Source organism: Bartonella sp. W8167 (assembly GCF_016100335.1).
In the GTDB taxonomy this organism is placed as follows: domain Bacteria; phylum Pseudomonadota; class Alphaproteobacteria; order Rhizobiales; family Rhizobiaceae; genus Bartonella; species Bartonella apis.
This window is the reverse complement of the sequence record NZ_JACFSQ010000001.1, coordinates 1558290-1580724: the sequence shown is the minus strand read 5'-3', so window position 1 is coordinate 1580724 and position 22435 is coordinate 1558290. Positions and strand designations below refer to the sequence as shown.

Annotated in this window: 22 protein-coding genes; 7 read left to right on the top strand and 15 right to left on the bottom strand. The window is 43.5% G+C overall.

All coding sequences use genetic code 11. The annotated features are described in order from the left end of the window. Nucleotides 1-571: 571 nt before the first annotated feature. Both H3V12_RS06670 and H3V12_RS06665 read right to left on the bottom strand, forming a co-directional pair. Nucleotides 572-1936 carry a HEPN domain-containing protein gene (locus H3V12_RS06670; RefSeq protein ID WP_198213686.1) on the bottom strand — a complete coding sequence of 455 codons (1365 nt, stop codon included), beginning with the start codon at nt 1934-1936 and terminating at the stop codon, nt 572-574. A 181-nt stretch (nt 1937-2117) separates the two neighbouring features. Continuing rightward, the gene (locus H3V12_RS06665) at nt 2118-3356 is read right to left on the bottom strand and encodes an MFS transporter (protein ID WP_198213684.1); all 1239 of its coding nucleotides are present in this window, start codon (nt 3354-3356) and stop codon (nt 2118-2120) included. Nucleotides 3357-3469: 113 nt separating this feature from the next. Here H3V12_RS06665 and H3V12_RS06660 point away from each other — a divergent pair, with 113 nt between their 5' ends. Beyond that, nucleotides 3470-4333 (top strand): LysR family transcriptional regulator, encoded by an 864-nt coding sequence (locus H3V12_RS06660; protein WP_198213682.1) that lies wholly within the window; start codon nt 3470-3472, stop codon nt 4331-4333. Between the two features lie 257 nt (nt 4334-4590). On the opposite strand, the gene H3V12_RS06655 is transcribed toward H3V12_RS06660, so the two are convergent. From H3V12_RS06655 to H3V12_RS06625, 7 genes are all read right to left on the bottom strand, one after another. Beyond that, nucleotides 4591-5568, bottom strand: a complete 978-nt coding sequence (locus H3V12_RS06655; RefSeq protein ID WP_198213680.1) for a TIGR00366 family protein — start codon at nt 5566-5568, stop codon at nt 4591-4593. After that, complete coding sequence (locus H3V12_RS11270) at nt 5498-5929, bottom strand: TIGR00366 family protein (protein ID WP_198213678.1); 432 nt, start codon at nt 5927-5929, stop codon at nt 5498-5500. The genes H3V12_RS06655 and H3V12_RS11270 overlap by 71 nt, the downstream gene beginning before the upstream one ends. 408 nt (nt 5930-6337) lie before the next feature. Beyond that, entirely contained in the window at nt 6338-7042 is a 705-nt protein-coding gene (locus H3V12_RS06645; protein ID WP_198213677.1) for an SDR family oxidoreductase, read from the bottom strand. 195 nt (nt 7043-7237) lie between these two features. Then, nucleotides 7238-8191, bottom strand: a complete 954-nt coding sequence (locus tag H3V12_RS06640; protein WP_246787494.1) for a cyclase family protein — start codon at nt 8189-8191, stop codon at nt 7238-7240. A gap of 85 nt (nt 8192-8276) precedes the next feature. Further along, entirely contained in the window at nt 8277-9482 is a 1206-nt protein-coding gene (gene pcaF / locus H3V12_RS06635) for a 3-oxoadipyl-CoA thiolase (protein ID WP_198213675.1), read from the bottom strand. Next, nucleotides 9479-10180 carry a 3-oxoacid CoA-transferase subunit B gene (locus tag H3V12_RS06630; RefSeq protein ID WP_198213673.1) on the bottom strand — a complete coding sequence of 234 codons (702 nt, stop codon included), beginning with the start codon at nt 10178-10180 and terminating at the stop codon, nt 9479-9481. The genes pcaF and H3V12_RS06630 overlap by 4 nt, the downstream gene beginning before the upstream one ends. Continuing rightward, the gene (locus H3V12_RS06625) at nt 10177-10884 is read right to left on the bottom strand and encodes a 3-oxoacid CoA-transferase subunit A (RefSeq protein ID WP_198213671.1); all 708 of its coding nucleotides are present in this window, start codon (nt 10882-10884) and stop codon (nt 10177-10179) included. Before H3V12_RS06625 ends, H3V12_RS06630 begins: the two co-directional genes overlap by 4 nt. 268 nt (nt 10885-11152) lie before the next feature. Here H3V12_RS06625 and H3V12_RS06620 point away from each other — a divergent pair, with 268 nt between their 5' ends. Then, a complete protein-coding gene (locus H3V12_RS06620; protein ID WP_198213669.1) occupies nt 11153-11923 on the top strand; it encodes an IclR family transcriptional regulator C-terminal domain-containing protein in 771 nt (256 codons plus the stop codon). 250 nt (nt 11924-12173) lie between these two features. Here the strand turns inward: H3V12_RS06620 and H3V12_RS06615 are convergent, their stop codons facing one another. After that, nucleotides 12174-12860: a DUF2848 family protein gene (locus tag H3V12_RS06615; RefSeq protein ID WP_198213667.1), complete on the bottom strand. Its 687-nt coding sequence runs from the start codon at nt 12858-12860 to the stop codon at nt 12174-12176. Nucleotides 12861-12953: 93 nt separating this feature from the next. On the opposite strand from H3V12_RS06615, the gene H3V12_RS06610 reads away from it, so the two are divergent. Next, on the top strand, nt 12954-14249 hold the full coding sequence (locus H3V12_RS06610; RefSeq protein ID WP_198213665.1) for an MFS transporter: 1296 nt from the start codon (nt 12954-12956) through the stop codon (nt 14247-14249). A gap of 112 nt (nt 14250-14361) precedes the next feature. Here H3V12_RS06610 and H3V12_RS06605 read toward each other — a convergent pair whose 3' ends face one another. Beyond that, a complete protein-coding gene (locus H3V12_RS06605) occupies nt 14362-14991 on the bottom strand; it encodes a GntR family transcriptional regulator (RefSeq protein WP_198213663.1) in 630 nt (209 codons plus the stop codon). A gap of 71 nt (nt 14992-15062) precedes the next feature. On the opposite strand from H3V12_RS06605, the gene H3V12_RS06600 reads away from it, so the two are divergent. Continuing rightward, nucleotides 15063-15839, top strand: coding sequence for a nitrilase-related carbon-nitrogen hydrolase (locus tag H3V12_RS06600; protein ID WP_075915162.1), 777 nt, complete (start codon nt 15063-15065; stop codon nt 15837-15839). A 126-nt stretch (nt 15840-15965) separates the two neighbouring features. On the opposite strand, the gene H3V12_RS06595 is transcribed toward H3V12_RS06600, so the two are convergent. From H3V12_RS06595 to H3V12_RS06580, 4 genes are all read right to left on the bottom strand, one after another. Next, entirely contained in the window at nt 15966-16904 is a 939-nt protein-coding gene (locus tag H3V12_RS06595) for an ABC transporter substrate-binding protein (RefSeq protein WP_343211547.1), read from the bottom strand. Between the two features lie 31 nt (nt 16905-16935). Further along, the gene (locus H3V12_RS06590; RefSeq protein ID WP_075915160.1) at nt 16936-17712 is read right to left on the bottom strand and encodes an ABC transporter permease; all 777 of its coding nucleotides are present in this window, start codon (nt 17710-17712) and stop codon (nt 16936-16938) included. Between the two features lies 1 nt (nt 17713). Next, nucleotides 17714-18448 (bottom strand): ABC transporter ATP-binding protein, encoded by a 735-nt coding sequence (locus tag H3V12_RS06585; protein ID WP_198213659.1) that lies wholly within the window; start codon nt 18446-18448, stop codon nt 17714-17716. Nucleotides 18449-18755: 307 nt separating this feature from the next. Beyond that, nucleotides 18756-19655: a LysR family transcriptional regulator gene (locus H3V12_RS06580; RefSeq protein ID WP_198213657.1), complete on the bottom strand. Its 900-nt coding sequence runs from the start codon at nt 19653-19655 to the stop codon at nt 18756-18758. Between the two features lie 298 nt (nt 19656-19953). On the opposite strand from H3V12_RS06580, the gene H3V12_RS06575 reads away from it, so the two are divergent. The 3 genes from H3V12_RS06575 (at nt 19954) to H3V12_RS06565 (ending at nt 22325) form a co-directional block, all read left to right on the top strand. Further along, entirely contained in the window at nt 19954-21177 is a 1224-nt protein-coding gene (locus tag H3V12_RS06575) for an NAD(P)-dependent alcohol dehydrogenase (RefSeq protein WP_281432009.1), read from the top strand. A 112-nt stretch (nt 21178-21289) separates the two neighbouring features. Beyond that, nucleotides 21290-21913, top strand: a complete 624-nt coding sequence (locus tag H3V12_RS06570) for a carboxymuconolactone decarboxylase family protein (protein WP_198213655.1) — start codon at nt 21290-21292, stop codon at nt 21911-21913. Nucleotides 21914-21950: 37 nt separating this feature from the next. After that, on the top strand, nt 21951-22325 hold the full coding sequence (locus tag H3V12_RS06565; protein ID WP_198213653.1) for a DUF2255 family protein: 375 nt from the start codon (nt 21951-21953) through the stop codon (nt 22323-22325). The last annotated feature ends 110 nt before the right edge of the window (nt 22326-22435 follow it).

The following is a 22435-nucleotide window of genomic DNA, read 5'->3' as shown; positions in this document are numbered from 1 at the left end:
AAGATGACAAATACGCGCTCTATGGTGAAGTTGCTGCACGTTCAAGCTTTAATGACTTTGGTGACAGCTACTCACTTAATGGAACAGTGGGCTTTAGAGCCAAGTTCTAAACAACCTTTATAGGTAAGGACATTGTCAGAGTAATTTTTAAATTTGATCATGGCGCGATATTTTCACGCCATGAGTACGATAAATCCATTCAAATATTTCAAAACTGAACCCGAAAAGCATTCGTTTTGCCGTATTTTTTACGCTCTATATCAACTCCGCTTTCGCCAAGTTGAAGATATATTACATGATTGAGATATAGATATTTCCCTTGAAACAGTCATTATCAGTTTTCTCTTTTGCCAGATGAATAGCTTGTTCAATACGAAAGAAACGTAAAAACCAACACACGAATTGGCAGTGGCATTCGGATAAAATCTTCGTCGAGATTAATGGGGGCGACATTATCTATGGCGAGCAGTTGATCATAAAGGCGGAGTTCCTGAATGTTATATTTCCAAGCGTCGTTAAAAAGAAAACTGCGTTAGAAAATTTATCTCGTTGGGGGATGTAGGGGATAACATCAATAGATAAAACGTTCTTTCTTCATAATTTTACCAAATCCTTTTGTGTCGACACCTATCTCTTTCAAGATTGCGAGATGGGAGATCATCTTAACAATGTTTACGGCGCTTAAAAGCTCGTAACCGGTCAAGATATTTTCTAACTTATCGGGACGATGGGCATAATAATTTCTTGTCTCAACCACTTTGTTTATAATATCGTTTTTCTTGATAGCAGGAAATGCATCGTTAAGTTCTTCGGAAAATATATCCCAATAAGATTTCAACCGCGTTCTAAGCCCAGGTTCATTTATGTGAGCAAGCATGCTTTTGATACGGTCACAAATATCCTTAGGGACATCCGCTTGTCGCAATGTGCTGTATATTTTGTCGGTATTGATGTCTTTTCGTTTCTCTGAACAAACAGTTTTTCGGTGCAGTGCTTCAATAGCTTGTATAAAAAACTGAAACTGTAAAGAGAGATTCAATTGCTTAAGTTCCAGTCCTTGATAATGGAGATTGACAGCTAATTTAATATTTTCTTCGATTTCAAGCCATTTATCAAGAAGCGGTGATAATTCGGAAATATTATTCAAATGGACAATGGAATTCGATGGCTTTTTAGAGCGCAGTATTTTTCTGAAACCGTATACGTCGACTGTTGCGTGTATATCGTCGTTATCTATCTCCGTGGAGATGCTGTTGATATCAAGAATGCGTCCGAAAAGGAATGAAAAAAACTTTCGGACGCTGTAAATTTTATTCAAAGCAAAATTGAAATCGACGGGCTTCGTAAAATGTAAAATAATGGGATAACTATAGGTGCTCAATAGTTCGTTGCGTGATAACTTTTTGAAAGATAAAGATCGCCAAAGTTCTAATTTCATGTCGCAACTTGGGCAATTAATAAAAACAGAGGGTGCAAGAGTGTTCTCCTGATTGTTTGTTGATAATTTTCCGGGGTCCCCGTGATCAAAAGGGGATTCAAACTTTGGCCAATTGTGAATTTTATCAATATCTTCAATATCAATTTTCCAATTATCCGAACATATTTCGTCGAAATTTTTGAAGTTTGCTCCTTTGAATGCAAAGCCTATATGAAATCTTGTGTCGGATCGGCCTGAAAAATCGAAATTCGCATTTTCTTCATGAAGTTTATACAATGAAAACAAGCTGGTGGATGAGCCGATAGATGATTTGAAATTCAGTAATTCAATTTCGCTCGGAGCCACCGATTTTGGCCAATCACTTTTGGATAGATCTTTTTCATTGATAATCAACAGCCCCGATATGTTAACGGAAATTTTTTCGTCGGTTAGATGAAGTGCGGCAGGAAATTCCTTTCCATCAAATATTACACTGCCCATATGTTCTTCATTGACCAATTTCGAAACTCCTTTATTTGAAAATCATTACCTACTTCAAATATATAAAACAGTTTTAGCATAGTAGAATTATTGACATCAAAATTTTAAAAAAAGTCGTCTTGTATATTACACAGCATTGGTCAATGGAGATTTATGAATAGAGCATTTTTCGTTAGAAAATTTTCACTTGAAGCCTTACTTAGAACAGAAAAAACATTCCGACACAGACAAGTGTCATAACGCCCCAAACACCTGTCCAGGATGTTGCGTTCAGTATCCACGGTATAATTGTCGGGGTTGCGAACAATATAAAGAAGGTTGCAGTATTTGCCATTGCCATCGCTGTTGCAACGCTTTTCGGGCCTGCCATTGATGCCAATTCGGTCATGCCAACACCTTGCCAAGATAATATGAAGACGCCGGCAACGAGAACTGCGGCAACCAAAGCCCACGACAGATGCGTCGATGGAGTCGCTCCATAGAAAAAGGTAAGCAACGTAAGAACAAAAAACGCGAGTGCACTTAATATCGTTACCGTTTTTAGAAAGCCTACGCGATTGTTTTTCTTGTCAGTATAATAGCCGCCGGAAATACGTGTGAAACCGGCACTTATCTGGATAAAGAACAGTATCGCGCTGATATATTCAATATTGATATGGGCGAAGTCATGTAAGAAAAGCATTGTAAAAGTCATCAACGCAAATTGCGGTGCGCACAAAAGGCCAATAGCTATGACAATACGCCATATGGCCAACTGTTTGAAAACATGGTTAACGGATTCGGTTTTCTTGGTTGTTCCGTTTGCTTCGGTGCTTTTTCCCTGGTCAATATCAACAACCCAAAGATAAGTTAAAAAGGCAAAGATAATGCAAAATAAGGCCGAGATATAAAGTGACCAGACAAAACTTGATTTATATGAAACGAGAGGGAAAAAGACTGCTCCCAAGGCATAGCCGAGCGGAACAGCAGTCTGTCTGACACCCATCGCAAATCCACGTTCATCTTTGTCGAACCATTGCATAATAGCTCGTCCACTCGAACCATTCAGGCTGCCCCCTGAAAGGCCGATGATGAGTAGCCCGATGAACAATGTTACAGGAGCATAAACAATCGGAACGACATTTATTATGATGGCTGTCAGGATGAGGACAACTGCGGTCGTCGTCAGACCGGTTATAAGAATAGGCCGGTCACCCAGCCGGTCTGTGAGCATTCCCCAAGGAACTTCACCAAAAGCTATGCCTATTCCGACAATTCCCATAAGCATGCCTAATACCGGCGTGGAAATTTGATAATCATCTCGTAAAAGGAGAGCTGCGGCCGGAACACCGCCAATTACAAATGTAAAACATGTATTTGCCAATGCACATGTAAACAGCACTTTCCATTTGTGACTGTTTGAATGGACCCCGTTGTTTATGAAAGCTTTTTCACTCATTATTTAGCTCCGCTTTTTTAGTTGTGAAATGCGTAGCACTGGATTAAATATAAATATAACAGGATTTTTTTATAAAATAATTCGGTTTTTCCGAATTACAAAAAGGTGGGTATATGCAAAATCTCGATCCCGATTTGCTAACGACTTTTATTACGATTTTGGAAACAGGAAGCTTTCTGAAAGCATCTGAACGTCTTTACCGTTCTCAGTCGGCATTGACAGAGCAAATGCAAAAACTTGAACTTGTTTGTGGCTGTCAACTGCTGGAAAGGGGCAAAAAAGGAACACGTCCAACAATTGATGGCGAGAAGTTGCAAAAACATGCTCTTGCTATTTTGAAACTTAACCGTTTGGCACTTGCTGATATGCACAATGTTGCCGCAACCGAAAACATTTCTATTTCTATTACAGATTATCTCATGCCTGAAAAAGTTGCTCGAGCTTTGGAAATGTTGACAGGAGCTCGTCCGAAAATACAATTGAGCCTTACATTCAAAAGCGGGTCAAATGCGCTTATCCACGACAACAATCTTGACGGTTTCGATATAATAATCCTGACACATCTTATCGGTACACCGTTACCGGCTTATCCGGATAGGGTCATTATAAAACGCGAGCCGTTATATTGGGCAGGTGCTGCAAAGAAGAGGTTTTCAACCGGTGAGGTATTGCCGCTGATCGGTATGAAAAAAGGTTGCCTCATACAAAAGGCCGCCCTTCAACTTCTCTCCGATAGTTCGGTTCCTTATGGATTAACACATACTGCGTCGAATGTTGCGAGTTTACAATTGGCAATCAAAGCCGGTTTGGGAATCGGATGTCTTAACAAAAATTCGATGGATGACAGTTTAAAAGATTATACACATTTATATAATCTCCCAAGTTTGCCGGATATTGAATATCTGCTTTTATATAAGCCGGAAAAATCGGATGTTGCAGAAGTTTTACGCCAATCACTTGATACGACTTTAAATTAGAAAATGGAGTAGTCTATCATCATAGGTTTTTGAACAATATTTCAACCATGCATAAAAGAACCCGAGACTACGATTGATTTATGCGTGTATCAAAAAATTGGTATATTTTTATTCCACTTTATTTCCATTTAAAAAATAAAATATCGGGTAAGTTATAGAAACTTGAAAAATACCGGAATTCGAGAGTTGAATTCCGGCATTTTTAAACAGTGAAATAAAGACAGCATAAAGCTGTCTTTGAAATGTTGAAACAGCGGTTAGAGAAGATGTGGACAAATCAGCACTGAAGCCATGTAAATGATGCCGACCCAAATCATCATGACCACTGTATATCCTATGATGTTTTGCAATTTTAATTTAGAAATAGCAAGCGCCGGCAAAATCCAGAATGGCTGTATCAGATCATTCCATGCATTTCCCAACATGACTGCCATTGAAGTTTGAGCAACAGATGCATTCATTGATCGTGCAGCGTCAATCATGAACGGTCCCTGTACAACCCAATGACCACCGGCGGAGGGGGCAAAAAAATTAACAAAATAGGAACTGATAAGCCCCCAGAATGGCAATGTATCGGGTGTTGAAATATGCACGAAAAGTTCTGCAATGGATTTTACTAGCCCGGAAGCATCCATAATTGCCATAATGCCCGCGTAAAAAGGAAACTGCAGGATGATACCTCCGATGGTTTTTATCCCCTCATTGAGCTTTGTGACGTAATTTGCGGGTGTACCGAGAAGAATAATGCCGATAAACAGAATAAAGTAGTTGATGATGTTGAGATCCAGCGCCCCACCTTTTACAAAATAACCGACAAAGTAAAACATGCCAATCAAGCCGATCAAATAGCTGATAAAATGGCTATTGTTCAGTTTTGCGGCAAAAGTATCATGTTCCGCTACCAGTTCGATTTCGGATTTATTATCTGTAACGATGTTTTCCGGATCTTTGTACTCCACAATATCGTCTTTATTTTTTGGATGAAGGGATGCATTAAGAATAGGCAAGGTTATTATGACAATGAGTGCTGTAACCAGCATGGGGATAGAAAATATGGTTTCTTTCAATGAAATGATACCCATCTGCCCTTGTAATGCGTGACCTTCTGTCGATATTAAAATAGGTATAGTTGCAGATAGTCCGAGCCCGTAAAGTGTAAAACCGCTATAGGCTGATGCAATAATGAGCGGATAATGAACACCGCGAACATTGTGTGCGAGTTTTTTTTGCGACAATGCCGCCGATAACCAGCCCAAATCCCCAATTCAGGTAACTTCCGACGGCTCCTACCAAAGTTGCAACAATAATTGCCTGGCGCGGTGAATGCACACAACTGACGATTTTATCGAGAAAACGGTCGACAATTGTGGCGCCTGCCAGCACATATCCCATAGCTAAAATAACAGCCATTTGAGTTGTGAAACTTAGCAGTTTCCAAAAGCCGTTTCCCCAACTTAAAATCATATCGGATGGTGCTTGCCACTCGACCAATATGGCTAACAGCATCGTAAGCAACGTTAAAAGAATGGCAAATACAAATGGATCGGGAAGATATTGGCGCATCAATTCAGTAAAAAATTTGGTTATTTTGTTCATATTTTACATCGTTGTTTAACGAAGCCTCCGCTTTTAATGATAGAACCGTTGAATTTTGTGAAATATTTTAAAGGAAGATAATATTAAAAATAATTTATATATATTTATAAAACTTCCAAAATTTATTATATAAGAAGAAATAATACTTTAATATTTTATAATAAAAAATAAAATAATATAGTATATTAAATATACACAAATAAAAAAATTTTTATTTTTTATAAAATCATACCAATATATTGTTATACAGTTTTAATTTGAAAAATCCGATTTTCTCAACTGCTTGCAACCATAAATCCGAAAACGGGATGTCAATATCGTTGTTCTCTCCATGGCAATAGATTATATTTAGAAAACAAATCTATTGCGACAGTGCAATTGACACTCTCATTGTTTTCTACGTGCCCTTCATAGGGGTGCCACACCAACAGTCATGCCACCACAGACATAAAGCGTTTGTCCTGTGACAAAACCGCTCTGCTCGGCCAGCATGAAAGAAACAGCTTGTGCGACATCTTCAGGTAAACCGATACGTTTAACGGGAATGGAGTTGATGATAGCTTTTGTGCGCGGTGAATCGTCTGGATTTGCCTTCTGGAACAATTCCGTTTTGATGGGGCCGGGGCCGATTGCATTGGACGTAATACCGAATTTACCCAGTTCCAAGGCCCAAACTCTTGTCATTCCGATAAGCCCCGCTTTTGTTGCGGCATAGGCAGTGCGCAACTCTTTTCCCAATGCAGCGCGAGATGAAATGTTGACAATTCGGCCGAAGCCCGCTTCCTTCATGGAAGGAACTAAAGCTTGCATACATTGCATGGCACAACGCAAATTAAGCGACAAGACGAGATTCAAATCGTCTAAGGTTTGGGTTTCCGCACTCGCCGGACGGACGACACCGACATTGTTGACAAGACGTGTGATAGGGCCTTGTGCCAATGCAGTCTTTAAAGCTTGTTCTGTCTCATCAGGGTTGGAAAGATCGGCAATGATGCCGTCGCCGGTTCTGTCAATAATAACCGGTTGATAGCCGTCCTCAATTGACCGTCGGGCAATGGCAGCACCAATTCCGTTAGCGCCGCCAGTTATGAGAATACGTTGTTTTGTTGTCATTTGTTTTTCCTAAGTCTTTCATTAACACGCCGGATAACTCGAAGAAGACATCGCTTTGGTGAAATGAGTTCGAATACTGTTTACTGAAAACTCTCCTCAGACAGTGGCAACAGGTGTGAGGGGGGATGCGATTGCACCGAGTAGATCAAGAGGTGGCGCTGTCAAAAGAAAGCGATATCTTTTATGATTGCGCAACTAGTTGGCAAGTGGTGTTAAATTCCATAATTCTCCGAGGTGGAGACCAATTTTGAACAAACAGTGCTCATGTAACGGCAGCAGTGCGCAGCTATGTTCCCCTTTGCGTGCCGGAAACGCCTCTACAGCATAATTATCCGCAGCAAGTGCTGCGATTTTTGTGTCGGTCAACCATTCGAGAAGTTTTTCATCGCTTCCATCAAGAACAGCTGAACTCTTTTCAAGCTTTTCTTTGTCGGGGTTACGATTCATTTTTAATACAAGATCGGCAAAGCCACTATGAAGGCACAATATGTCGCCCTTTGTCACTTCGATTTTGTCTTTGTCCAATATTTCCATAATATCGGAATAGGTAACAAGTTTACGGGCATCTCCGAAATGTGCACGTAAATCCAGCATAACAGCGCGTCCCTGAACAGCCTTACGTGACATTTTTTCAATGCCCAATGCATGTGCCGATGAGGTACTCGCATTGTCAAAATTGGCCGGAATACCGGTATCCCTTATTTGTTCGGGCCCGACAATATCTTTACCGGCAGCAAATCCGTTATAGTAAACGGGTCGCCTGATACCGTCACCTTGCGTATCGAATAACGAACCGGCATGCGCCAACCCGTCCCATTGTGTCGAATATTGCAGAGAAAGTATAACCATATCGTCACTTAGAACGTCAGACTTTCCTGGAACAAGTTTATCCATTTCGCAATTATAGTTGACGCGGTTCTGACGTAATAAAGGCCGCAAAATAGGCGGATGACGATTAGGATTAAGTTTTTCTCCTCCCGGATAATCGAGGGGAAGACTTAGAGAAAAACTTAAACCCTCTTTAACTTCTGCTATACCTTCTTTTACTTTTTGCGGCGTAAGATAATTAAGACAACCCAATTGATCGTCAGGGCCAAAATCACCCCAGTTTGCACCGTCAGGGCGCTTTTTCCACCTCGATGTTGACATATTTATCTCTTCCAATAAGTATAAAAAGTTTGTCTGACCACAAGCGACCAATGAGACGTTGCCAGAATTTCAGTAAAGCTTTATGTCAGGCGCGTTCAAACGCGACAGCAATTCCTTGCCCGACACCGATACACATAGTCGCCAGTGCATATCTGCCTTGTGTCAGTTTCAACTGCAGTGCAGCAGTGCCTCCGATACGTGCTCCGGACATGCCGAGCGGGTGGCCAAGCGCAATGGCTCCACCATTCGGGTTTACATTTTCGGCGTCGTCTTTGATTCCGAGATCGCGCAATGTCGCAAGTGCCTGACTGGCAAAAGCTTCGTTGAGTTCTATAACGTCGAAATCCCGAGGTGTCAGGCCGAGATGACGGCACAATTTTTTTGTTGCGGCTGCCGGGCCAATTCCCATAATACGCGGTTCAACACCGGCGGTAGCGCCGGCTATAATACGTGCAACCGGTTCGAGATTATATTTTTTTACTGCCTTTTCGGATGCGATGATGAGTGCGGCTGCGCCATCATTCACTCCCGATGCATTACCGGCTGTCACCGTAGCGCCCTCTCTTTTATTGATGACACGCAAACCTGAAAGAGCTTCCATGCTGGTCGAACGCGGATGTTCGTCTTTATCGACAATAATCGGGTCACCTTTACGCTGTTTTATTGTAACGGGAATGATTTCCTTGGCAAGGCGGCCATTTTTTTGTGCCGCTGCGGTCTTCTGCTGGCTACGCAGTGCGAATTTATCCTGATCTTCACGTGAAATGTTGAAATCAATGGCGACATTGTCACCTGTTTCCGGCATTGAATCGACGCCATATTGGGCTTTCATCAATGGGTTGACAAAACGCCATCCAATCGTTGTGTCAAAGATTTCCGCGGAACGTGAAAACGCTTTTTCAGCTTTCGGCAAGACAAAAGGTGCCCGCGACATGCTTTCTACACCGCCGGCAATCATAAGTTCGGCTTCTCCCGTTTTGATCGCACGGGCGGCGGTCTGGATTGCATCAAGCCCGGAACCGCAGAGACGGTTGATTGTCGCTCCGGATATTGAATAGGGAAGTCCTGCCAGAAGCAATGCCATTCTTGCAACATTGCGGTTATCCTCACCGGCCTGATTGGCGCAGCCCATCAAAACATCATCAACAGCTTCCCAATCAATGGTCTTGTTCCGTTCGACAATTGCTTTGAGAGAAATGGCGGCCAGATCATCGGCGCGAACAGGAGCAAGCGCGCCGCCAAAACGGCCGATTGGTGTTCGTATGTAGTCACAGATAAAAGCTTCGGTCATTTTTCCTCCTCGATAACTGGTACAACCAGATCTGTTACGGGTCCATCAATATGAAGTTTGGCGCCGGTTATTGCTTGTAAGTCGTCAAAACTGAGCGAAGCCAATTTTTCGCGTAACACAAAATGCCGGTCGACAATGTCGATGACTGCATGGCTCGTATAAACCCGTGTCACGCAATTAAGACCCGTTAGCGGAAAAGTGCATTTTTCAACGAGCTTCGGATCACCCTTTTTGGTTATGTGTTCTGTGACAACGCAGACCTTCCTGGCTCCATGCACGAGATCCATAGCGCCTCCCACAGCAGGAACACCTTTCGAGCCGACACGCCAATTGGCAAGGTCTCCATTTTCTGCAACCTGATAAGCACCAAGGATTGCCACATCAAGATGACCGCCCCGCACCATGGCAAAACTGTCGGCATGATGGAAATAACAACCGCCGGGCTTCAAAGTAACAGCTTTTTTGCCTGCATTAATCAAATCCCAGTCTTCTTGACCGGGAAGTGGCGGTTCACCAAACCCCAGAATTCCATTTTCAGTATGAAATATGGCTTCATGACCCTTAGGTTGGAAACGGGCCACCATTTCGGGAAAACCGATACCGAGATTGACATAGGCACCATCTGCAATATCTTGTGCCGCGCGCCACGCAATCTGTGCATTGGATAGCTTGATCTTTTCATACATATCCGTGTTCATTTGTAGACTACCCCCGCGTGAATAAGTACTTCTTCCTGAGCCGGATTTGTTACTTCAACAATATCGTCAACAAAGATTCCCGGTGTGATGATATTTTCAGGATCGATATCACCTGCTTCGACCAATTTTGACACCTGAACGATCGTGTGTTCGGCTGCCATACACATAAGCGGGCTAAAATTGCGCGCAGCTTTGTGATAGGTCAAATTACCATAACGATCACCGACATTGGCCTTAACCAAAGCAAAATCGGCCTTTAACCAGCGTTCCTGCACATAGAAACGGCCGTCAAATTCCGCGACCGGCTTGCCAATTGCAAGTTCTGTGCCGTAGGATGTAGGTGTGTAAAAAGCGGCTATGCCCGCTCCTCCGGCGCGTATACGTTCTGCCAGAGTGCCTTGTGGAACGAGTTCCAATTCGATTTTCCGGGCAAGGTATTTTTCGGTGAATGCACGGGGATCACTGGAACGGGGAAAAGAACACACCATTTTTTTTACCATTCCGGCATCAATCATCGCGGCAATGCCGACATAGCCATTACCGGCATTATTATTGATAACGGTAAGGCCGGTTACTTTTTTGTCTATCAATGCATGAATAAGTTCAATCGGCGTGCCTGCGCCGCCGAAGCCACCGATCATTACGGTTGCACCGTCCTTGATCGGAGCCACAGCTTCCTCGACGTTAGGAATAGATTTGTCCATCTTTAGCCTCCCGAAAGATGACATCAGTATTACTGACTTGAAAATTTATAGTAGAGTAGGAACAAAATCGGACAAAACACCGAGAATTAACCGCCGGGCAAATAAGACTTGTCTTATTTGCCGTTAGATTTTCTTGAAAATGTATATGTCCGGATTTCAGGCTCCCACGCTATCTCCCATATTTCAAACTAAGTGCGTTTTACTTCTTGCGTCAATATAAAATGTTCAATAATAGATATTTGTTCATATATTGTACAAAAGGGGCGCAATGCATTCACCTGTTAAAACGGATTTTGTCGGCGGATTTGCCAAAGGTTTGAAAGTGATTGAAGCCTTCAATTCGGCAAAGGCACGCCTTTCCATTACCGATGTCGCAACGATTACGGGCTTTGATCGCGCAACAAGCCGGCGTTGCCTTCTCACTCTATGTACACTCGGTTTTGCGAAATATGACGGGAAGTATTTTTCCTTAACAGCTAAAATATTGCGTCTTGGCTATAGTTATCTGTCGTCAGCGTCTTTACCGGTCATCATCCAGCCGTTTCTTGACAAGCTTTCGGCCAAATTAGGTCAAAGTTCTTCTTCGTCGATTCTTGATATGACAGAGATTGTTTATATTGCGCGTGCTTCACAGGTAAAAATAATGTCGGTGAATTTGACTGCCGGCAGCAGGCTTCCAGCCTGGTGTTCGTCTATGGGGCGGGTATTGCTTGCAGGCTTGCCTGAAGACGAGCGCAAAAGAATATTGGACGCAAGCCATATCGAACAGAGAACAGTAAAAACTTGTACTGACCGGAAAGCACTCGAGAAAAAAATAGAAACTGTTGCCGAAAACGGTTTTTGTCTTATGGACCAGGAGCTCGAGATCGGGTTATGTTCTATTGCTGTGCCAATAAAAACTGCTTCGGGGAAAGTTGTGGCGGCTTTGAATATCGGGGCACCGGCCGTTGAAAACTGCTTGCAAGAAATGACGACACATTATCTGCCCGAATTGCGAAAAACAGCTCATGATATTTCGGCGCTTATTCCGGTTCGCTGAAGAGATCGGCGCAGGTAGAGATCATATAGTGCACCTTCAGTGAAGGAATCTTCGTTCCAAACCAAATGAAGTCGTATCGTTTTGAAAAAAACGCAAATGATTATCTATCAAATTCCGGTTTTTCCTAAAAACAAATGGCAAAAAGGCGCACACAATAAGTGGCAAAGTTCGCTTTCCCGAATGTTATGAATGAAATAATCGCGATATAAATAGCACTCAAAAAACAGTAATCGGGAAAGACATTTTAAAACTATTCCCAAGCATCAATGAGGCGTTCGATTTCATAAGAAACGCGACTGATATTGCCTTTTTGATCGGCAAGTTCGACACGCCAATGATTTGAAAACTGGTTGACCGATTTTTTCATCGGTATTGTACCGCTCATGAACAAAGTTCCGGGGCGGGCAAGACCGGCTTTTTCAAGCTTTGTCAGCCATTTTGAAGGGGAGATAAGAAGGCCGGCATTGCCGTTTTGAATAAGCTTTTCTTCCTGTCTGTCTTTTACCCAAGCTTTCAAAGTAAAGTTGGCAAACAAATCCTTGACCTCGCTATAACGCCAGGCGAGATCGCCGATAAAGTCGGGCGCGGATTGTTTTGACCATGCAACGCCATGGGCTTCCAACGCGCGATCAGTATGATCGCAAGCAGCCATCAATAAATGTTCGTTTTCATTTTTACCAATATAGAGTGCCCATTCAGCTTCACCAGAAGTTTTATCATGCGGAGCCTGATAAAGATGTTCTTGCGAGACGACGTGAGAGCCTAAAGGATAAAGTGTCGGAAACGTTTTCGGAGCAGGGACACCAATTGCCGCGAGCTCTTCTATATGGTGGCGGACTTCCTCGCTATTTGATCCGGCATATCCGGCGTTGAACACCCATTCAACATTGACAGTCTTCAAGCCACTGCCAACGACATATACAATGAGACTTCCCATCCCGTTCTCCCTCAAAAAAATAGTAGACTTGCTATATATCAATGATGCATACTTATGGTATACCAAAATCATACAATAACAAGGGGAACTTAAATGGAAAATATTTTAAAAGAAACGGAACCACCAATAAAGCGCAAAAGTCTTGTTAAAGCATTTGCTGCAAGTCTCAGCGGGACTTCTTTGGAATGGTATGACTTCGCAGTTTATGGTGCTTGCGCGGCGTTGGTTTTTGGCCATTTGTTTTTCCCTGAAGGAGATTCACTAGCCGGCACTTTGAAGGCTTTTGGCACTTATGCGGTAGGCTATATTTCCCGTCCGTTAGGCGGCATATTTTTTGGGCGTCTTGGTGATATTGTCGGGCGCAAAAAAGTATTGGTGTGGACGTTATTGTTGATCGGCATTGCCACCTTCATCATCGGGCTTTTGCCGACATTTGCATCTGTCGGATATCTTGCTCCGACACTTCTTGTTCTGTTGCGCTTTGCTCAAGGTGTCGGCGTTGGCGGTGAATGGGGAGGTGCTGTTCTTCTCTCCAGCGAATTCAGCAAACCCGAACAAAGAGGATTTTGGGCATCTGCGGCGCAAGTTGGGCCGCCTTTAGGTAATTTGCTGGCAAACGGTGTTCTTGCTATTCTGGCTTTTTTCCTGACTACTGCCCAATTCAACGATTGGGGGTGGAGAATAGCTTTTCTGCTTTCTGCGCTATTGGTCGTATTCGGTTTGTGGGTTCGCTATTCACTTGAAGAAACCCCTGTCTTCAAAAAACTTGAAGAAAAGAATGAACGCTCCAATGCGCCGGTTTCGGAAGTATTCAAATACGAAAGCAGAGCACTTTTTGGCGGTATTCTTGCACGCATCGGGCCGGATGTTCTTTATGCCTGTTTTACGGTTTTTGTACTTGCCTATGCCACGCAACATTTGGGAATGCCACGCTCTGACGCTATCATATCTGTCACAATTGCTTCCGGTATTCAGGTGTTGTTCATCCCCTTTAGTGGTTGGCTGTCTGACAGAATAGAACGACGTGTCATTTATGCTGTCGGGGCAGTTCTTGCGGCAATCTGGACATTTTTGTTCTTCTATATGATGGAGGAGCCGACTTTTGTTCGTCTCTTCATCGGGGTGACAGGCGCTCTCATATGCCATTCATTGATGTATGGCCCGCAGGCTGCCTTGATTGCAGAGCAATTTTCGGCACGCTTGCGCTATACGGGGAGTTCTCTTGCCTACACATTCGCAGGTATTGTCGGTGGTGCCATTGCGCCGTTATTGCTCGCGTGGTTTATATCATTTGACAAGAGCGGTTTTGCCATCTGCCTTTATATAGGTATTGCATGCGTATTGACGCTGATCGGGCTTGCAATGACAAGGAAAGCGCGCGGATCCTGAAACAGAGATCGAAACGGTGTCGGAAGCCAAAATGGCACCGGTCGTTTCAGCATATCCACGTTTTAAATAAATAGGATGGGGTTTTATCAGGAACAAATCCGATAAAGCTCCATCAAACGAGATGTTGGCGTGTCCGGTCAAGATGTTCGAGAATGGCTTTCTTGGCTTTTCTGACATCTTTGGCGAGAAGCGCATCGATAATACGTTGATGTTCTTTTAGCACTTCGGTTCGTCTTTTTGCAGTTTTGCGGATGGCACGTACACCAAAGGTTACATAGCGTGCACGGAGCAGCTCGTACATCTGGTTTAAAACCATGTTGCCGGTTGCTTCAATCAAGGCACAATGAAAGGCACGGTCATGTTCGATAAAGTCAAGATAAGGATCGTCAAGTGCCATAAGTTTCTGGTCTTCCAATTCCTTGATCATGACAGGCGTCGGGTCGATATTTTGCGAGATGCAATATTCCGCGCTCCAGCTTTCAACAACACCACGCGCCTGAAAAATATCGTTGACTTGCTGCACGTTCATTGGTGCGACAAAAGCACCGCGGTTAGGCTTCAGATCAATCAGATCTTCACTGGCAAGCATCATAAAAGCTTCTCTTACCGGTGTGCGGGAAATGCCCAAACTATCGGCAATTTCTCTTTCGTTAAGAAAAGTTCCAACGAAAGAGGGATTGGTTAAAATGGTGTTGCGTATATGGGAATATGCGCGTTCACGACCTGAAGATTTCTTGTACATTATGCTACGTTAATTATAGTTTCGAACGAATATATAAAATCACAATATTGATAAGTATAGGGAGAATTCAAATGGGTGAAAACATAAAAATTGGATTGGCACAAATAAGAAGTGGTACTGACAAACAAAAAAATAATGCAGAAATCGTTAAAATGATTGAACAGGCAGCCACTCGGAAAGTTGATATACTGGTTTTCCCCGAGGCAGCACAGGTTTCCTTCGAAGCGGCTTTGAAGGATGAGGCAGAACCGCTTGAGGGCCCTTTTGCAACATTGATCCGCTCTTATGCCGTAAAATATGATATGATGATTGTCGCCGGTATGTTTGAACCGGCAAATGACGGACGCATACGCAATAAGTTGATAATTACCGGAAGAAATACTGAGGCCATTTATCAGAAAGTTCATTTATATGATGCGTTTGGTTCACGTGAATCAGACCTCGTTGAAGCGGGAAGTGATTACCTTGTTCTCGATACAGTGTTCGGCAAGATCGGTTTTGCTATTTGTTATGATTTGCGGTTTGCCGACCAGTTTACCGCAATGGGGAAAAAAGGCGCAAAATTGATTATCGTTCCGGCTTCTTGGGGGGATGGTCCCGGGAAAGCCGAGCAGTGGGATTTGTTGGTTCGCGCCCGTGCGGCTGATTCTGAAGCTTGGCTTGTTGCCTGCGATCAGGCCTGGCAACCGTCAAAGGGAACAGCACCCCTTGGCATCGGACTAAGTTCCATTGTTGACCCGACAGGAAATGTGCGCGCACGTCTGGCAAGCGAAGCTGAGCTCATGGTCTTCGACATCAATTTAGGAAATGTGGAAGCTATTCGCGCACGTATTCCGATATTGGGATAACCCGATGTTCGGGTGATAAAATATTATTTTGAATAAATACTATGTCACTTATTGGCATAGGCAGTTACAAAACAACAAAATCGGGCAATGATGAACGCCCATCATGCCCGATCTTCCATTTGATTTTTATTTCAATTCGGTAGCAAAACTATCAAGCGGATATTCTTTTTTGACAATGCCTTTTTTATAAAGATAGGCTCCGTAAGAAATATATCTTTCTTTGTCGAGATGAAGTGGATTTTCGCTGAATAACGGAACCGTTTCCATCCATATCTTTTTGTTGAGATCGGTATCAAGTTCCTTATATTTTTTTACAAAATTGTCCCATGTTTCCTGTGGGTGAGCTTTCAGATATTGCTGGCCTTCATGAACGGCTTCGAGGAATTTTTTATAAGCGTCATGTTTTTTTAAGTCATTTTTGGCAACAAAAATCAGTTCGTCATAGGGAGGAATACCATAGTCTTCAACCTTCATAATAACAGGTTCTACGCCCTGTTCGCGTATTTCATTGCCTTCCACATTGCGATAACCGCCAATGACTGCATCAACCTGTTTTGACATCAACCCGCTTACAAGATTGAAATTGACATTTACAAGCTCGACATCCTTTATCGTGAGACCCTGATTTTCCAACATTGTTCCCAAGATTACGGGTTCGATACTGCTCACAGAAAACCCGACCTTTTTGCCTTTGAGATCAGCCGGTGTTTTAATTCCGCTATCGGGAAGCGCCAAAACAGTATTGAGCGGTGTTTCAATGAGTGTTCCTATACGTGTCAGCGGTAATTCTTCATCCTGAAAAATGTAGAGTTGCTGTTGGTAGGATAAAGCAATATCGGCTTTGTCGGATGCAACCAGACGCGGTCCTATATTGGGGTCGGAGGGAGTGACTATTTCGACATCAAGTCCGCGTTTTTCAAAACTGCCAATCTGTTCGGCAACAATCAAAGGTGCATGATCGGGATTAAGATACCAATCAAGGACAACTGTAAGTTTATCATTTGCTTTAGCACCGAAAACGCCGAGAAAAATGATGAGGATCGAAAATATTATTTTTTTAAACACGTTTCCTCCGGAAATATAATAAAAAGAAAAATCAATTTTGTTGAGATTTTTTATCCCAGTAGATAACATATTTCAATATGATATCGGTGATATACCATAAAATCATTGCAATAATGGAAAGTATAAATATTGCGGCAAAGCATGTCGGTGTTTGCATACGGGCATTGGCGTTCAACATGATATAGCCGAGCCCGCCGGACGACCCCACCCATTCGCCGATAATCGCACCAATCGGAGCAATAGCAGCGGCGACACGCACACCGGAACCAAGTGCCGGCAGCGCTGCCACAAGCCTGATATGGACAAGTTGAGACAAGGGAGATGCTCCCATGGTTCTCGCAAGATCGAGATATCCTTGGTTGGTTCGCTGCAAACCGTCAAAAAAGGCTGTTGTAACAGGAAAAAATATAACCAGTATTGCGGCGATGATTTTCGAGAGGATACCGTAGCCGAACCATAGAACCAGAATGGGGGCAAGGGCGAAAACCGGTATTGACTGGCTTACAATCAGAACCGGCATCAGCCATTTTTGCAATGTCTTGGAAAACATTAGAAGAAGCGCCAAAGCAGCACCGGACAAAATCCCCAAAACAAAGCCGATGACAATTTCGACAATTGTAATCAAAGAATTTTCCAGAAGATATTGCCGTCCATTCCAAAGTGATTGTGCGACAACAAGGGGGGAGGGCAAAATGTATTTTTTGAGATCGAAAATAATGGCGACAGCCCACCATAATGCAAGGATGCCAAAGAAAACCACAAGACCATGAAGGAAAAATGCAAGTTTTTTATTGAAGCGGTTCTGCAAGCTATATCCCCTTTAAAAAATGCATCAATTCGGTTTCGCTCTTTATGCGGTTTTTATCATCATAATTTCTCGGTGCTTTACCTTCGACAAGAATAGCAGGTAAGAATATCGCCGGTTGACCTTTGAGAACCAGTATACGCTGACACAATCGTGCAGCTTCGGATGGATCGTGGGTAACAAGCAATACCGTTTTGTTTTTGAGAAGATCAAATGCAAGTTCCTGTATGGTGGCGCGAGTAACCGCGTCAAGTGCCGAAAATGGTTCGTCCATCAATACAACGGGTTTGTCTTCATATAATGTACGGGCAATAGCCACCCTTTGGCGCATACCACCCGATAAAGTTTCGGGGAGTTGCTCTTTGACCGACAAAAGACCGACCTTTTCCAGTAATTCTTCGGCTTTTTTGTAGTCCTTCTTCTCATGGCGCAGTCTTGCTCCAAGGCAAACATTCTCTATCACCTTGAGCCAGGGAAATAGCAAATCCTGTTGCGCCATATAGGTTATGCGGCCATGAAGACTGTCACCGTCGGAACCTGAAATTTTTCCGCTATCGGGGGCAAGTAGGCCGGCAATAATTTTCAGAAGGGTGGTTTTGCCAATTCCGCTTTGCCCCAAAAGCCCGACAAATTCACCGGCAGGAATATCAAAATCCAGCGACCGAAAAACTGCTTTGCCTTCATAATCGAGAGAAATGTTTCGCGCTTTGATACCCAATAAGGGAGAAGAACTTGTCATTGATGAATGATCCTGAAACTAAGCTATTCTGACACTATTCAAATTCGGGTAACAAGCAATTCTTTCCGGTTATCCGACAAAGCAGCTTGAAGCATAAAGATGTTTGCCTCCTCATGATGAGAAGGTCTTTACACGGGCAAAATGGACTTTAACTGTTAAGGTGCGCTAATCAAGCTATTTTTGAATCAATAACAAACGTCTGACAGAAATTATGCTGGAATGGCTTGAGCTATTCAACAACGACCGCTTAACAACCAAACGAAAACGGACTAATCAAGAAAGACGAGATAATCTGCAGAGTAAAAAATTATTCGGGATCATGCCGCTTCAAAGCTTCAATGAACAATTGAAAAGCAATCGGATGATGGCGACGATTTGGATAATAGAGATAGTAACCTGGAAACGGTAAACAATATTTTTCAAGGACACGGATAAGGCGTCCCTCTCTGATAAATTCGTCGACTTCCTGTTCGGGAATATAAGCAAGGCCGAGACCGTCAAGGGCAGCTTCAAGAATATGTGGATAGGTGTTGAAAATGAGCTGTCCTTTCGGGCGTACATTGACTTCTCCGTTTTCGTCATCAAGCTCCCAAGGATAAAGTCCGCCGGACGTTGGAACCCGCAAATTGATGCAGTTCTGTTCCATCAGATCGTGAAGTGTTTCCGGTTTTTCATGTGTTTCAAAATAAGCCGGCGCCCCGACAATTGCCATTCGCATTGCTGGTCCAACCGGAATGGCAATCATGTCTTTGGCGAGATGTTCGCCAATACGGATACCCGCGTCAAAACGTTCTTCAATAATATCGGTAAGACCATAATTGATATTGATCTCTACTTCGATCTTCGGATATTTCCGTAAAAAAGGCTGCAATTTCGGTCGTAAAATATAGGACGCGGGATAATCCACCGTAGTGATGCGGATTTTTCCTTTTGGTTCTTCGGCTGCATTGGTGATGAGATCAAGCTTCTCGTCCATCGTCTCGATAAGCGGTGAAAGCTCTTCTATCAACCGCTCGCCTGCCGTTGTCGTTGAAACATTGCGCGTTGTCCGTGTGAGCAGACGAATTCCCAATCGCTCTTCAAGACCACGCATGGCATGGCTTAACGCCGATTGTGAGACACCCAGTTTGCTCGCCGCACGGGTAAAACTTTTTTCTCGTGCAACCACGAAAAAAGACATGAGATCATGGATGTTTTCTCTTAGCATTTTTTCAGATAAAATCCGTTATTGAAAAAGATCTTCATTATATCATGTTTATTTATGAATTGAATTCATAGAGACATGCACAAATATCCTGTTATTTTTATGTGCATCATGGCCTTTAATGAGCGAGATGAAATCACGCGGCAGCTCATTAAACCGGTACGCTTTGAACGATTACATTCAGGCTCGTCATTCAGGTTTTATAAAATGCCAGCGGATTTTAAGGCCACGTTACGGTGAACCGGCAAGAACCGGATTGACGGGGTTATAGATGCATTATGCCGGTTCGGGAGATTTGCAAATGTGTGAAGCGTGTGGAAATTCCAATCATAAAAAACACGAAACTTTGCCGCGGCGTGAATTTTTGAAAGAAGGTGGCGCGTCTGTTCTTGCCGCCGGTGCAATGATGGGGACAAGTGTAGCTGCAAAGGCAGCTCCTTCGAGAAGCAAGATGGTTCTTGGCAAAGAGCCTTTTGAAACCCGTGCCTATGCTGCAAAAAGTGCGACATCCGGTTTTTCGCCACTCACCATCACACGACGTGCTTTGAGGCCGGACGACGTCCTTCTCGACATTCTTTATGTCGGCATTTGCCATTCCGATATTCACGCTGTTCATTCCGACTGGAGCGCCGCACATTATCCAATCGTACCCGGTCATGAAATCGTCGGCCGCGTTCTTGCGGTTGGTTCAAAAGTCACGAAATTCAAAGTCGGCGATATTGGCGGGGTGGGCTGCATGGTGGATTCGTGCGGCACATGCGAGAATTGCCTTGATGATCGCGAACAGAACTGTCTGAACGGTACTACCTTTACCTATGATTCACCGGACAAGATAAGCGGTGGCTACACTTTTGGCGGCTATAGCGACCGCATGGTTGTCAACGAGCATTTTGTCATTCATATTCCAGCCCAAGTGCATCTTGCCGCTTACGCGCCGTTGCTTTGTGCCGGTGTGACCACTTTTTCCCCCATGCGTCATTGGAAATTGCAAAAAGATCAGAAAATAGCAATTGTTGGCCTTGGTGGCCTTGGACATATGGCATTGAAACTTGCCCATTCCATGCGTGCCGATGTCACGGTTTTCACAACAACGGAAGGAAAGATCGCGGATGCCAAACGTTTAGGTGCAAGTGATGCATTTTTGTGGACTGACAAAAAGGCTTTCGAGCGCCTAACCAATCATTTCGATTTGATGATCTCGACAGTACCGGTCTCATATCCGATGCAGCCTTTTATGAATATGCTTAAGCTTGACGCGACCCTCGTTAATGTTGGTGCGCTTGGAGAATTGACAGGCGGTTTGAGTGGTATGGCCAATGGCTTTGGCCGGAAAAGTCTTGCCGGTTCGATGATTGGTGGCATTGCCGAAACACAGGAAGTGATTGATTATTGTGCGGCACGCCATATCGAGGCCGATATAGAACTTATTAAACCCGATGAAATTGATCGCGCTTATGAACGGGTCATGGCCAAGGATGTGCGCTACCGTTTTGTTATTGACTTTGCGTCGGGTAAATCCGCGTGAAACCGGCATTCAAACTTCATCGACGACGATTTTTTTGAGGCGAGTTTAATTTGCGCGGGCACGATAAGTTGTTTTTCACAAAAACAGTTTTGCAAAATTACAGGAAAAAACAATGTTGACACTTGAACAAAAAAGACTTGTTCCTGTTGCCGCTTTTGCAACTGAAGGAAATATTGATGGGTTGAGAAATGCACTGACCGAAGCACTGGACGACAAGGTTGCGATCAATGATATCAAGGAAGTTCTGGTTCAGACTTATGCTTATGCTGGGTTCCCGAGAAGTCTGAATGCGCTTTCCGCTTTGATGGATGTGGTCAATAAAAGACATAAAGCGGGTAAAAAAGATGAACAAGGCAGAGATGCCTCGCCCGTCCAAACAGATAAAACAATGTTGGAGGTAGGAACCGGAATCCAGACAAAACTGGTTGGTCAACCGGTGATAGGCCCGCTTTTTGAATTTGCTCCCGCAATTGACCAGTTTTTGAAAAGTCACCTTTTTGGCGATATTTTTGTGCGTGACAATCTTGATTATGAAACAAGAGAAGTTGCTACAATTTCCATGCTTGCGGCACTTCAAGGCGCCAAGTCGCAATTGAAATCGCATTATCAGATGGGAACGAATACCGGCCTTGAAAAACAGGATTTACGGGAAATTGTTAGCATTCTTGAATCGAAGGTCGGTGCGGAAGTTGGGAAACGTGCAAGCGAAGTGCTTGATAGCTTTCTGAATAGTTGAACTTTTTTATTGATCGTGTTTTTCAAGAGGCTGAATAATGAGTGAATGGACAAAGAGCGAGCTTGCGGCAATTGATGCAGCCGATGATCTCAAAATGGCTCCCTACCATGAGGATTTAAAGACAACGGGCACACCTGTGTGGATATGGGAAGTTGTCGTCGATGGTGGTCTTTATGTGCGTGCCTATAGCGGCACGTCCTCACGCTGGTATCAGGCTGCAATCAAACAAAAAAGTGGGAAAATTATCGTGGACGGAAAAACCGAATCTGTCCATTACGAAGCCGTCAAAGACCCTGCGGTTCTCAATCAAATTGATGAGGCTTATCATACAAAATATGATCCGAGCCCCTATGTCGGACCAATGGTGGGCGAGAGAGCGAGAGCAGCTACAATCAAAATCATAAAAGCCTGATGGGCCATTGTTGGTTATCGTTTTTCAAAAACCGGAAAAATGAAAGTTCAAATAAAAGGCCGACAGTTTCCTAAGTGCCGGCCTTTTTTTTAATCGCATTTTAAAAGGGG